Here is a 13,877-nt window from a genome sequence, read left to right on the forward strand (position 1 = left end):
CGGTACAATTGCAAGTCATTGCGACTTGCAAGCGGCTCAGACTATAGGACTGGCCGCACAGAAAGGCCCCGACCAATACCGTAGTAATGGAAACCTTGCTTAGCAACCCTGGCCGGATCGAAAATGTTTCGACCATCAAAAATCACGGGATCTTTCAGCGATTTCTTAATGACGTCAAAGTCTGGTGCTTTAAAGTCTTGCCACTCAGTGACGATGATCAAGCCATCTGCCCCCTGCAATGCCGCTTCTTTTGTTCCCATCAAGCGCAGGTTAGGATGTGCAGGATAAAGCTTCTGTGCTTCCTCCATTGCTTTCGGATCATAGGCTTGCACATTCGCGCCGGCCTCCCAAAGCAAACTCATGAGTTCCAGACTGGATGCCTCACGCATGTCATCGGTATTGGGTTTGAACGCGAGTCCCCAAAGAGCGAAGGTCTTTCCTCGCAAATTGTTTTCATAATGAAACTTGACCTGCTCAAACAACCGTCTTTTCTGATTTTTGTTAACCGTCTCGACCGCATTCAAAATATGAGGAACAAAATTCATTTGTTGTGCGGTATGTTCCAATGCTTTGACATCTTTGGGGAAACATGAGCCGCCATAACCGCAACCAGGATAAATGAACTGGTAGCCGATCCTCTGGTCCGCGCCAATCCCCTTACGAACCGACTCCACATCTGCGCCTAACATTTCGGCCAGGCAGGCAATTTCGTTCATAAAAGAAATTTTGGTGGCCAAGAGGCAATTGGCGGTGTACTTGGTGAGTTCTGCGCTTCGAACGTCCATGACGATGATTTTTTCATGGTTTCGGCTGAAGGGTTCATAGAGCTCGCGCATCAACGCAATAACATACTCACTGTCTGTGCCTATAATTATCCTGTCTGGCTTTTGACAGTCACTGACTGCAGAACCTTCTTTTAGAAACTCCGGGTTTGAAACCACATGAAAGTCAAAGGCGCATTCTTTAGCACTTAATACTTCGGAAATTCGTTGCTTGACTTTGTCCGCGGTCCCGACTGGAACCGTGGACTTATTGATAACGACTTTCTTATCATGCATATGGCTAGCAATTGTCTCCGCCACTGCCAAGACATACTGGAGATCAGCGCTGCCATCTTCTCCAGGTGGCGTGCCTACTGCAATGAATTGTATTTCCGCAAAATCAACACCTTCTGCGGCATTGGTTGTAAAGATCAATCGGCCTGCTTCGTAGTTCTTTTTTACCAGAGCCGAAAGCCCTGGTTCATAAATAGGAATAATACCTTCGATAAGTTTAGATACCTTGTTTTCGTCCTTGTCGACGCAACAAACCGTGTGACCCGCATCAGCGAGGACAGTGGCTTGTACCAACCCGACATAGCCAGTACCAAAAACTGTTAACTTCATGGATTAGTCCTTTTAGAAGTAGATAGATTTTTAATGTAATAAATTGTCATATCAAGAATATGGCTTCTGAACGCTCTGGATCTGAATATAGCTTTCAGCCCACCAGCACTGGCGCGGATCCCATCCGATAGAGCATGTGAATTGCAGTTTATGGCAGTGCTATATCCAATCTTTTTTGCACGATGGGAAAATTCCGGTTCGCACATAAAGAGGAAAAAATCTTCACAAACGCCGTTTAGCTCCCGCCATACGTCGCCTTTCACTACCCAGAACGAACTTTGCACCCAGTCAACGATATGCACACCGGAGGTTTGACTATTGACTGCAGTGCATTCGTAACTTTCACGCTCAGCACTAAAAAACTTAGACACCATTAATGGCGCGCGCCGAGCCACCTGGCTTTTTATACTTGGAAAGGTTCTGGCCACGAGTTCAACATTGCCGCGATCATCTAGCTGCTTAATACCAACAATGCCGATATCCTGTGTGCCCTGGAGTATTTCAATCGACTCTTTTATACAATCTGCCGAAGAAAGTATTAGGTCTGGATTGAGCAAAACCATGAAATCTGCAGAAAAATCTATCGATAGATTCGTCGCCTTGGTATAGCCTCGATTAAACGAAGACCTGACCAAACTGATATTTTCTTTATGCTTGATATATTCGTTTAGCTTTATGAAATTATCATCATCAACGCTATTATCAAACACAGTCACCGAACAACAATCAAATAAGCTTTGCTGTTCCAGTGCTTGTAGACTCTCGATTAACCTCGGTGCCTTGAAAAAATCCACGATAGATATATGAATTTTCATATTCGGACCGCCTCACCTGAAAGCAAAGTTCTGTATTCAATTGCCAGCATATCCGTCACATCCTCCCAGCTATTGGTAAAGGAGTTCCTTAGCTGGGGCTGATAATCTTCCTTCATTGCATTTTCAATGCAGTTTAAAATATCTGCCTCACTGCAATCTGGTTCAAGCCTTAGCGGTGGCGAAGAGAAGTAATCAAACAATGCCGACGCTGCAGAAACGATAGGTTTGCATCCTAGTGATGTGGCTTCCAAATCAACCTGAGAGACCACCTCAAACCAGGAGTTTGAAAGATTGATCTTGGAACGTTTATAGTGATGTGACAGCTGATCTTGATTCAGCTCACCAAGGTATTGGAGATTGGAACTGGCCTGAACAATATCCTTAAACTCAGCACAGTATTTTTTGTGATTAGAGTTTTCTTTCCCGGCAAACACAACTTTATAACGGGTATCTCTCAGGGCCTGCGCAATTTTTAGTATGTTTTTTCTTGGTTCAATACGCCCCACCACCATGACATCTATGTCTCGAGATATTTGTTCCGCTGCTCCGCCCCTGCTAAACGTTAGCGCATTAGGGAGCACTTTCACTTTAGATGATGGTAGTTTTGCAGGCACGTCGAACCTGATATGTTCCAACTCGCTTTCAGACAATGGAAAAATTCTTGACGCCCTTTCAACTAATGCTCTGTTAATACTTAATGGGGACTTATTGTAAGACAGCACGTTGCGCATAGTTCTAAACTTAATTAACTCCTTAGCGAACGAAGAAAGCATTAAGTAGGCGTCGTAATTGAGAAACTTCCCAAAAAAACCACCTTTGAAATATTTCACCATGTACTTCTTTTCATGGTGAATCGGTGAGAAACAAAGAGGAATATTTTTCTCTGCAGCCCACGTCATGTATCTGTAATTTTCGTAAGGTGTCTGCATATTAAAAAGATGCATTATGTCAGGAAGCGTTTCCTTCACCTTTAACTCTGTTGGATCGGTTACTACCGTTACAAGGAAGCCTTTTGCTTCTAGATAATGCTTATATTTATATACTTTCCCAGAGTCCCCACCCGGCTTGTCCGGAGCGTCTCGTCTCAGACAGAAGAGAATTTCGGTCTTTTTTTCTAAACTCATCTGACGTACCTCATACCTGAAGTCCTTGTTAAAAGCACGATCTTTGCAGAGGCCATGTAAAATATAAAAAACGAGAAAAACAGAGGCACCAATGTGTTCAACAAATCACCCCTAATAATGTTCGTCCCCCTGAACAAAAAAATCAGTCCAAGGACAGAGTAAATACCACCAACTCTGAATAATTTTTCAATGATCTGACTCAAACAAAACATCAGCACTCCGGCACTAACGACTCCGAACCAGCGGAAATTTATATAGGCCTCGCCAATCAATGAAGCTGTAATCTCGGCACCGCTGTCGACCAAGCGCTCATAAAAAAACTCTTGGGTGAAATATCGATTTCCCGATATAGGTTTTTCACTCCATATAGATCGAGGAATCAGGAAGGTAAAGGCCGCTAAATAGGTTTGAGCGGGACCAATGCCTTGTTGCATTATCAAAGCACTAGAGTCGAAGGTTACAAAATCCGGAGATACGAAAACGTTGAGCTCTTCTTGCTCCCCCCTGGTGTAGTCTCGATAGAGCGTAGAAAGACTAAATAAAACGAAACATGCCAATACCAGTTTCACAATTGTCTTTTTGCTTAATTTTTTTTGCTTGTTGCGCTGCGCATTCCGTATTACCAAATAAAATATACACGGAAGAATACAATTCAGGACCAGCGTAGATCGACTGCCTGAAATGAGACTTGCACAGAATGTCACTACCAACACGAAGACAAAAAACAGCCTGAGGAAAATTGACTTTGTACATGTTGCGCCGACAAACGATAGTACCGATAGCGCCGGAGCAGTGTATAACGCAATACCCGCGAGCAAATTATCTTCAAAAAAACTTTGCCTATTACTCAGCAACAGTGAAAGTGAATATTTTTGCATACTGATAAAGACTACAACTGCCAAAAATACCGTATAGAAAAAACACACGGCAATGAGTTTCTTCGTTATCTTTATGTCATAGCTAACGCGCAGTATCTCGGTGCGTTTGCTAAAAAACACTGTCAATAAGCTATACACGATAAGCGTCAGAAGACAGAAAATTGCGACACCGGCATTTGACTCTGAATCCGCAGGTATTTGCGGATAAGTCGCAGAGAAAAACAAATACTCATAATCGTTTGTAAAATACCCATCAACCAAATAGGACAGGATCAGAAAAACCGAAAACCACAAATAGGTTTTAGACTTCCTTGTACTGTATGTTATATAAACTATAACAAACGATATAACAGTCAGCACTACGAACATCATTACTTAACACCTGTCATGCAGTAAATACTCACAACATACAAACATGACAAAGTAGTCAAGTTGTAGACCAGGAAAGCATTGAGCGGTGATATCCCTAACCATTGCCTCAGCACAAACATGACCAATATTAGCGAACCAGCGCCTATCACATAAACAATATTAGATTTAGATTTTAAATGTAAAAAGGCTGAAAATACGGGACATACAACCGCGATTAAAGTACACGCGACGATTTTCACATAAGCTGACATTACTGGTAGCGCGATCAAGAAGGTCAGCAACAGCACGGCATAAGCTACGGAGAATGTTTTCCTATTGAAAAGAAGTGGCGCACCTCCCCGATCATTGATTTTAGTGTAAACGTAGTTAGTCACTACAAAGCCCGCTCCGGCAACCACCACACTAAACGCAATAAGCAAATTATGTATGTTCGTAAAATCTTCTGTTCCTGAATACAGATCTCGCACGATATTAATATCGTTTCTATATATTAAAGACAGTCCAATTCCCGTCAATATGGTTATCAAACCGAAATACATTTTTTTAGGGGACGCAGACGGAAATGCGATACGCTCTTTCGAACTGCTAGCGATTGACAGCAAGCCAGTCGTTACGACAACCGTAGCGATGAGTGCCGTAACGGATAGAGCTCGACTCAAAATCAAAACCAGGATACAGGCGCCTATCGTTATATAGCGGATCGACGTGAGCGCCTGAAACCTCCATTTATCTTGGCTTGTTAAGTTGTAAGCCACCTTAAATGAGAGAAAATACCCACATATCGCGCCAATGCCGGTCAGAACAAAATTCTCTAGCATGGTGTCAATACGCAGTTGACTCACTACAATTAACGACAACAGACATGCAATCAATGCAAACGCAGGGCTCGGCGTCTTGGAAATATACACCTGGACTCCAACTGCTTGGCCAACTTGCACCCCAGTGAGCAGGAAGGTGACCAATACGACGCCTTGTTCGGTAACATGCTGACTGCCAGTTAACTTCCCGGCAAGATAGATAACCAAGTAAACTGAAACCAGATTAAACGCCGAACATGCGAGAAATACCGATCGTCTAACCGCGGTATTTTGTTTGGGGTGGTAGGCTTTTATCCACAAAACTATTTGCTCCTATCACTGCATTCGCACCGATTGTGATATCTCCAACCACGACAGAATTTGGAAATATCGTCACGCCGTCCTGGAGGGTGGGATACCCTCTCTTGTTTCCTATAGTGCAGCCTTGATAAATCGTTAAATTTCTTCCTATAACGCTTCCAGAACCAATCACTATTGAAACAGGATGCGGTAGATACAATCCCTCTTCAATTTCCGCACCATAGCCGACATCGATTGAATGTTTGGCAATAAGAACGTTCCTACTCAAAATATGTATAAGTTTGTTTCTTGACGTCGCTAACCTGATGAGTATCGACGCGTGCACGCTTGGATTTAAAATAGACTTAAGCAAAGACTTTACGTTTACGACTCCGTAAACGGCTCTGATATCACTCTTTATCAGCGCGAACATCTTACCGCTTACCGTAGTATTCAGAATACCAACTTACAAATCGACTGATGCCCTCTTCAATAGAAACGACAGGCTGGTAATCAATTGCTTTAAAAAGTTCAGTTGTATCTGCGTGGGTGGTAAAAACATCACCAGCCTGCATTGGGAGAAACTTTTTAATTGCTTTTATTCCAGTAGCGGTTTCTATTGCTTCGATAAATCTAGCCAAGCTTACAGGCGCCCCATTTCCTATATTGTATATTTTAAAAGGTGCACTACTCACATCCGGCCGAGACATGTCAAACTCATCTTTTACAGGCACGACATCCTGTATACGTACAATCGACTCGACAATATCATCGATGTAAGTGAAGTCGCGCGACAGATCCCCGTTGTTATAAACCTCGATCTCCTTTCCTTCTATAATAGATTTTGTAAATTTAAATGGAGCCATATCGGGGCGACCCCAAGGGCCATATACCGTGAAAAAACGCAACCCCGTCACTGGTATATTGAAAAGATGAGAGTACGTATGCGCCATAAGCTCATTTGTTCGCTTAGTAGCCGCGTACAATGAAATTGGGTGATCGACTGCAGACGAAGTTTTATAGGGGGTCGTATTGCTCGTGCCATAAACCGAACTACTGGATGCATAGACAAGGTGCTCTATGCCATTATTTCTGCATCCCTCGAGAATATTCAGATGACCATTTACATTTGAATCCAAATAGGCGTGAGGGTTATCAATAGAGTATCTAACCCCTGCCTGGGCTCCCAGATGAATGACTCGCTCAAACTTTTGTTCCTCAAAAAGCTGCGCAATTGCATTTTTGTCGGAAAGATCCATCTTGAAAAATGTGAATTTTTCCAACGGCTTCAAATTTTCAAGCCGCGCCAGTTTGAGGCTAGGATCGTAATATGAATTTATGTTATCAATTCCGATCACATCATGCCCCGCCGCACACAACTTAGCAGCCACCGAACTTCCTATGAAACCTGCAGCACCTGTCACTAAATACTTCATTATTTATCCATAGTATTGATGGTGATTTTCAGTTGCACATTTAAATGCGGAACGACATCACTTAAGCCTAATTAGACGCAACCATTGGATTCACTCATCCATCGTCAGATTTGCGCATCATCGATAAAAATTAACTTAAACGCTTAATTATAGGCACGCTACCGCCCCAGGATTTTCCGTCAATGTCCTGAGAACGAAGAAGCAACTGTTGAAAAAACTGCGTTTACCATCAGCGTAGCTATACATCGTATGTCTGAAAAGCGCGTCTTAAGACAGCAGACCTACGATGTATTAAAACCTAACGTAACCAACTACCTCGAATGACTACCCCATCTCCAGGGTCATCGATCAAGCGTTATCGGATTTGTAATCGTAGTGGTAATAGCCATAACTGCCATAACCATACGCCGAGGCTCTTTTTTCCACCCCGTTGAAAATTGCACCTTTGAGCTCGATACCATTTTGTGAAAAACGACGCATCGTGAGTTCAATTTCGCGCGCGGGATTCAAGCCGAATCGAGTGACGATCAGATTTGTACCTGATTGCCTACCCACAATCGCAGCATCTGTTACAGCTAGAAGAGGAGGAGTATCCAAAATTATCAAATCGTAATTTTTACTCACCTCATCCAATAGTTCTGCAAAATTTGCCTTCATCAAAAGTTCTGAAGGATTGGGCGGAATTCGCCCTCTCGAAATGAAGTCGAACCCTTTTATGTCAGTTGGATGAATGGCTTTATCCAGCGCACATTGTTTGGATAACACGTCAGAAAGGCCATTCTCAGCGCCCGTCCCAAGCATCTTGTGAAGATAACCTTTGCGCATATCTACATCGATCAATAGTACGCGACGACCTGCTTGAGCAATAACAGCTGCGAGGTTGACTGAAACAAAGGTCTTCCCCACCGCCGGACTTGGTCCAGAAATCATTAGACGATTGTTTTTTGCTTCAAGCGTTGCGAAGTGCAGGCTGGTGCGAAGACTACGAAGAGCTTCAATCGCCAGATCTGTAGGATGACTCAAAGCCAACAAATGCACTGTCTTGGCACCGTTGGTTCGACCACGCGCTCGTTTATCTTCTTCTGCTTTTTGCAGTGAGCTGTAAGGCACAGACGCATAGACCGGCAGCCCCAGTTGCTCAATAGCCTCAGGGGTTTCCAGTCCACGATTCAGTGCTTTTCGAACCAGGACTATTGCAATGGCGAGGAATGCACCCAACAACGTCATCGTTAGTACGATCAGGGCTTTTTGCGGTTTAACCGGCTTACTTTGGTCGACATCTGCCTCATCAATCAAATGGACATTGCCAACCGTCCCTGCCCGCATCACATCCAGTTCTTGGGATTTATTTAGAAGCTGAGTATAGATTTCATTACCTACCTGGACATCTCGTGTCAGGCTAAATAGCTCTTGCTGAGTAGCAGGCAATCCTTCAACTTTCTTGATTAACGAGTTCTGTTTAGATGTCAACTCTGAAAGCTGCATCATCAGCGCACGATAGGCAGGATGTTGCTCGGTGAACTTACGGTCCATTTCAGCGCGTTGCAACTTCAGGGTCGAAATACTTGAATCCAGCGCAACAATCTGATCTAAAATCGCTTTTGTTTCGAGACTGATATCAATCGATTTACTACGAATCTGGTATTGATTAAGGGCTTTTTCAGCTCTTTCCAGATCCTTTCTAACCTGCGGCAATTGTTCTTTCAGAAAGTCCAGGCTGGCGGCTGCCTCAGCAGACGTTCGTTCTATATTTTGGCGCACGTACAGTTTTATGATTTCATTGAGCGTGCGGATCGATTTATCGGCATCTACATCTTCAAGGGCGAGAGAGAGTATGCCCGAATCTTTTCCGCGCTCGAATACGTCGAGAGCCTTTTGATATTCTATGATCGTAGCCATACGAGGCTGGCGCGTAACGTTAAAAGTTGCGCCTGGATTAGCTCTCAAGGTATCTACTTTTATCTTTATATCATCTTGTTCAACGGTCTCTCCGACTCTGCTTTTAACGAGAACATTGTCATCCTCATCGAGCAAACTGTAAGTACCATTTTCGCCGACGATCAGCGTCATGGTTTCACCCAGCAGCGAACTCGGAACTTCAAGCTCGGAGATATTCAATGCTTCCCCCCCCCAGGTGAAACTGCTCAGACCGAACAACGGAGCAGCCACATCTTGAGGATTATCAGGATTGAAGCGACGCGATATGAACTCGCCAACAAGAGGAAAATAATTTGGCTCGATATCGATATCAAGCTTCAAATTATCAATAGCCTTGCCCAGTACAGAGCGAGACTTGATCAATTCAATTTCGGTTACAGATGGCGACTCCTGTCCCAACATGCTGCTTATATCGGAGAAGCCAAGCATGTCATTTTTTTTTGCTTCCACTTGAACGAGCGCATTAGCTCGATACACAGGTGTAGACAACACTGCGTAGGCGGCACCCGCTACCATAAAGGCACCCGCCACCACGGAAATTAGCAGTTTATGATCTATGAGTGTTCCGACTAATCCGAGAAGATCAATTTCTTTGTTATCGTCTTCTTGGACATTGAGTACTGGCGCTTGCTGCATAAGTGGATTTCTTTGCCTTGTTACTGTTTGAGAAAAATGGTCATCAGCCCACAAGACGCTGTGCCCATGCGTGTACCGCTTCTTCAATCAAAGCATAGGCATGTACAAAAGCTGGTTTGCCTTGACGATAGGGATCGCTGATTTCGCGGTCGTCCTGCCATTTTCCCAATAGGAAAACCTTGCCCCGCGCTTCTGGTGCGATGTCAAGAACACCGGTCACATGCCGTTTCTCCATCACCAGAATCAGATCCGCCCAATTGACAGATTGAGAAGTCAGTTGCATGCCTTTGTGATCTATTAGCGCGTGCCCGTGCTCTGAAAGCACGGCGCACGCTGTCGGCTCAATAGAACTATCCACCAGTGCGGCCAACCCGGCAGATTTAACCTCAATATCGACTTGAGCCAATGCATCACGCATTAGGCTTTCTGCAGTAGGGCTGCGGCAGATGTTGCCTATACATACGATCAGGATTTTTTTTACCACGGCAACCTCCCTGCACCCGAAACATCAAAACGTAATCGATGTAAATGAAAAAGCGTTCGAGCGACACTTAACAGCCCAAATAGGGATGATTGAGGTTCTCCCCTGCTAAGTTTTACCTGGAAAATTTCCGCGCATAGAACATACGCTAAAATCTTAACTGCGAATCACCGGAGACATCAACCCTTAAATACCGGCCGAATACTTATTGCCATAATGCGCAGATTCATTCCACAAGCAAAGCAAGACATTAAATAACATTCGCCGACAAAGCAGACGTAACTTAACATTTACGGTTTTCCGAATGCTTCCCTGCAACGATTATGGTATCTACATTAGCATACGAAAACAGACGGCTATATCCGAGTAATTAGCTCAGCTTAATACAACGAAGTGAAGTGTGTTTTTTGATTATTAACATTTTATTGTATATATAACAGGACCCAACATGATCCGTAAATGCCTATTCCCCGCGGCTGGCTATGGCACTCGTTTTCTACCTGCCACAAAGGCTATGCCCAAGGAAATGCTACCGGTTGTGAATAAACCTCTGATCCAGTACGGAGTAGAGGAAGCACGGGATGCGGGTCTCCAGCACATGGCGATCGTTACCGGTCGCGGCAAGCGGGCCTTGGAGGATCACTTCGATATCAGCTACGAGTTGGAGCACCAGATTCGCGGCAGCGAAAAGGAGAAATTCCTGTCGGGCACTCGCGAGCTGATGGAGACATGCACCTTTTCTTACACCCGCCAGGTTGAAATGAAGGGGCTTGGGCACGCCATTCTTTCCGGCCGACCGTTGATTGGTGACGAGCCGTTTGCGGTGGTGCTGGCTGATGACCTGTGTTTGAACCTGGAAGGTGATGGCGTTCTGTCGCAGATGATCGCACTCTACAAACAGTTCCGTTGCTCGATCGTGGCTATCCAGGAAGTACCCAACGATCAGACACACAAGTACGGAATAATCGCCGGCGAGCAGATTCGGGAAGACATCTATCGCGTCAATAGCATGGTTGAAAAACCTAAACCGGAAGATGCACCGTCCAACATGGCAATTATTGGTCGATACATTCTCACGGCCGATATCTTTGACCTGATTGCCGATACCGAACCCGGCAAAGGTGGGGAAATCCAGATCACAGATGCGCTGATGAAGCAGGCACAAAGTGGCTGTGTACTGGCTTACAAGTTCAAAGGTCACCGTTTTGACTGTGGTGGCGCAGAAGGTTACATCGACGCGACTAATTTCTGTTATGAAAACTTGTATAAGAAAGGCTTGTAAACGGTAATTAAAACCTTTGGGGGGCCGCGTTTCCCCGCGGCCATAAACCTTTGCAAGGCAGGACCACTATGAACGCTTCCAGATCACCGATCGACTTTGTCTATAAATCGCCGGACCCTTTTACACCGGGCAATATGGTTTTGGCGCAAGAGTTCACCGAGAGTGACAGTGGACTGATGACCTGGTTGCGTTCATACGAACCCAATCCTTCCTCTTCTTCTCGTCAACCGAGGTTGTTGGTCGAACGCATTGGGCTTTTTCCTTCCTCAGGGAAGATTCGGTGCGCTGTCCGTAATCCGGAGGCCGTAGTAAGACATCTCAGGTCGATTTATGCCAGTAAGGCACTGGACGCAGACGAGAGCGATGGTCTGAGCCTGACGTTTACTGAATGGCGTTTCAAGGTTTACCTCTCCGCGACCGGGCCCGAAATCCTGCTGAACGTTGAGAGTCGTGGCGATGTTGCGTTGATGCAATCGAAAACTGCAGAGTTGCTAGCCATAATTGATGAAAAAAATCTCAGTGTGCCCCAGGTTTTGTAGAGATAGACATCGGCGATAGTGAAACCGTCGCAAACAAGGACTATTAATCCTCCCCCTCATTCCCCTTGCCTGTCGAGCCCACCCCCAACACAGATATAGAAATAGCGGAATTATCTTTCAAATTATTATGCGCGATCAAATTGTTGCTGGATCCAGCATCTTCCACAATTCCATTCTTGTTTCCGTAACACCTGACATTTTCAACCGTGACCTCCTTCGCATTGGTCAACCGAAGCCCTGTAGAAATGCAATTAGACAACGTTCCACCAGACACCACCCCGTGGCTTACAGGTTTCCCTGGAGCTCCCAACTGGATTCCATGTTGTTTTGTCCCCGTCACATAGGGGTTCGTTATCCAGAACCAGTCAGAGTTTTGAAGAGTAATACCGGAAGAAACGTTGATACCATCCCCGCGAAGTGTACGAATTTTCAGATTCTCCAAACTGATACGATACGAGTTTTCGATCAAAAAACCTCGAAGAGAGTCATGCGCTTCAAAGCTGTCGATATGGATATCTCTGCAACCCACAACCCGAGCACAATAATCTCCATTTTCCTCACAACGTCCTACTATATTCGAGATCTTCACATCGGATATCTTGTGCTGTAATCCTTCATCAGAAAGATAAAAGGCAAACCCCCCTTCATTTATTCGACCGACTTTACCATCAACATTATTTATACTCACACGACGAATCGCGGTACTTACTCCTTTTCGGACATGCATTTTTATTAGACTTGACTGGGAAGAATCAAGATAATTATTCACCACCGTAACGTCTTCGACATCCCCACTTTCATCAACCCCCGGCACTTCCTGGGTAAACGCAATACAATCATCCCCCGTTCGCACACGATTATTTGCAATTACAATGTTCTTCGACCTTCCCTTAAAATGCCATCCATCAGTCAATACTTCCGTACTCCCCACATCCGTATCGTTACCATAGACCAATACATTATTGCAGTTTTGGAACTTGGTAGTCCAATCCGAGTAGGTATTACGGATCTTCAAATCAAACACTGTAATAAAATCGCTATTAAAAAACACAATGTGTTTTCCGATTCTGCCAGCGCTAGACTTCAGGGCGCCCCCACCAAAAACAAGTACATTTGAAACCCCACTGGCATCGCCTTTGTTTTTTATAGTGCCTGCATAGGTATCAATACTATCAAAATCTTTTAATATTGTAGTTCCAGGGGAAATGTACAATCTGGAATTACTTCCCATCTGTAACGGCTTCGTAATCCTTAGAACCCCGAGCGGAGTTACACAGACGAGCCCCCTCGCCTCAGCTGTATCAATAGCGGCCTGGATCGCGCGACTCCAATCCCAAGTGCTTGAATCACCTGGTTTCTTTTTTATAATTAATCGTTCAAATTGGCGCACATCAACGTGTTCTAAAACAAACACATTATTATTACAATCAATGGCCGTTTCTAGCGATGCACTCGCCCAGTCTAGATTGACTCCACCATCTGCAACGGTAAGCGCTCGCGCCAACCCGACGGACACTTTACTTTTTGAAAGCCTGGCTTGCTGTTCATTAGCGAAAAGTCTATGACTCTGCAACCAAAATGAGCCCGCCCCGACGGTAAATACCGCCGTGCACGCAGCACTAGCGAGTTTGGTAAAGCGTCGCCGCGATAAAAGATTAGGGCGATCGGGAGGAGAATGATCTGACATGAGTGAAACCGACAGTTATGGATGGGTACTGCAACAGTAAACACTATTCCATAAAAAACTGATAAGTTAAATAAGGCTCGCGTCCGGCAATAGGCGAGTGGTTCCGAGAAGGGAGAATTGCGATTCAGAATGGTTCGCTGACAGTATTATCATTTCTTTACTGAGCGCTGACGGGCTGACAGTGCGATCAGTCCTTGATCGCGGGGA

The 13,877-nt window shown here is 44.8% G+C and carries 12 protein-coding genes; 2 read left to right on the forward strand and 10 right to left on the reverse strand.

Annotated features, from left to right (window positions below):
- Nucleotides 1-41: 41 nt before the first annotated feature.
- The 9 genes from AEQ67_RS14320 to AEQ67_RS14355 form a co-directional block, all read right to left on the reverse strand.
- Nucleotides 42-1,385, reverse strand: coding sequence for a UDP-glucose dehydrogenase family protein (locus AEQ67_RS14320; protein WP_059404490.1), 1,344 nt, complete (start codon nt 1,383-1,385; stop codon nt 42-44).
- Nucleotides 1,382-2,200 (reverse strand): glycosyltransferase family 2 protein, encoded by an 819-nt coding sequence (locus tag AEQ67_RS14325; RefSeq protein ID WP_059404491.1) that lies wholly within the window; start codon nt 2,198-2,200, stop codon nt 1,382-1,384. Before AEQ67_RS14325 ends, AEQ67_RS14320 begins: the two co-directional genes overlap by 4 nt.
- On the reverse strand, nt 2,197-3,324 hold the full coding sequence (locus AEQ67_RS14330; protein ID WP_059404492.1) for a glycosyltransferase: 1,128 nt from the start codon (nt 3,322-3,324) through the stop codon (nt 2,197-2,199). Before AEQ67_RS14330 ends, AEQ67_RS14325 begins: the two co-directional genes overlap by 4 nt.
- Nucleotides 3,321-4,574 carry an O-antigen polymerase gene (locus tag AEQ67_RS14335; RefSeq protein ID WP_059404493.1) on the reverse strand — a complete coding sequence of 418 codons (1,254 nt, stop codon included), beginning with the start codon at nt 4,572-4,574 and terminating at the stop codon, nt 3,321-3,323. Before AEQ67_RS14335 ends, AEQ67_RS14330 begins: the two co-directional genes overlap by 4 nt.
- Nucleotides 4,574-5,692: a hypothetical protein gene (locus AEQ67_RS14340; protein WP_059404494.1), complete on the reverse strand. Its 1,119-nt coding sequence runs from the start codon at nt 5,690-5,692 to the stop codon at nt 4,574-4,576. The genes AEQ67_RS14335 and AEQ67_RS14340 overlap by 1 nt, the downstream gene beginning before the upstream one ends.
- Nucleotides 5,649-6,104 (reverse strand): hypothetical protein, encoded by a 456-nt coding sequence (locus tag AEQ67_RS36720; RefSeq protein ID WP_082377847.1) that lies wholly within the window; start codon nt 6,102-6,104, stop codon nt 5,649-5,651. The genes AEQ67_RS14340 and AEQ67_RS36720 overlap by 44 nt, the downstream gene beginning before the upstream one ends.
- A 1-nt stretch (nt 6,105) precedes the next feature.
- Nucleotides 6,106-7,107, reverse strand: a complete 1,002-nt coding sequence (locus AEQ67_RS14345; protein WP_059404495.1) for an NAD-dependent epimerase — start codon at nt 7,105-7,107, stop codon at nt 6,106-6,108.
- A 348-nt stretch (nt 7,108-7,455) separates the two neighbouring features.
- Entirely contained in the window at nt 7,456-9,681 is a 2,226-nt protein-coding gene (locus AEQ67_RS14350) for a polysaccharide biosynthesis tyrosine autokinase (RefSeq protein WP_059404496.1), read from the reverse strand.
- A gap of 43 nt (nt 9,682-9,724) precedes the next feature.
- Nucleotides 9,725-10,165 (reverse strand): low molecular weight protein-tyrosine-phosphatase, encoded by a 441-nt coding sequence (locus AEQ67_RS14355; RefSeq protein ID WP_059404497.1) that lies wholly within the window; start codon nt 10,163-10,165, stop codon nt 9,725-9,727.
- Between the two features lie 445 nt (nt 10,166-10,610).
- Here AEQ67_RS14355 and galU point away from each other — a divergent pair, with 445 nt between their 5' ends.
- Both galU and AEQ67_RS14365 read left to right on the forward strand, forming a co-directional pair.
- Complete coding sequence (gene galU / locus AEQ67_RS14360) at nt 10,611-11,444, forward strand: UTP--glucose-1-phosphate uridylyltransferase GalU (RefSeq protein ID WP_059404498.1); 834 nt, start codon at nt 10,611-10,613, stop codon at nt 11,442-11,444.
- Nucleotides 11,445-11,512: 68 nt separating this feature from the next.
- Nucleotides 11,513-11,983, forward strand: coding sequence for a hypothetical protein (locus AEQ67_RS14365; RefSeq protein ID WP_059404499.1), 471 nt, complete (start codon nt 11,513-11,515; stop codon nt 11,981-11,983).
- A gap of 43 nt (nt 11,984-12,026) precedes the next feature.
- Here the strand turns inward: AEQ67_RS14365 and AEQ67_RS33825 are convergent, their stop codons facing one another.
- Entirely contained in the window at nt 12,027-13,670 is a 1,644-nt protein-coding gene (locus AEQ67_RS33825) for a right-handed parallel beta-helix repeat-containing protein (RefSeq protein WP_082377848.1), read from the reverse strand.
- Nucleotides 13,671-13,877 lie beyond the last annotated feature (207 nt).

Origin of the sequence: Pseudomonas sp. RIT-PI-q (genome assembly GCF_001297125.1) — a bacterium.
Taxonomy (GTDB): domain Bacteria; phylum Pseudomonadota; class Gammaproteobacteria; order Pseudomonadales; family Pseudomonadaceae; genus Aquipseudomonas.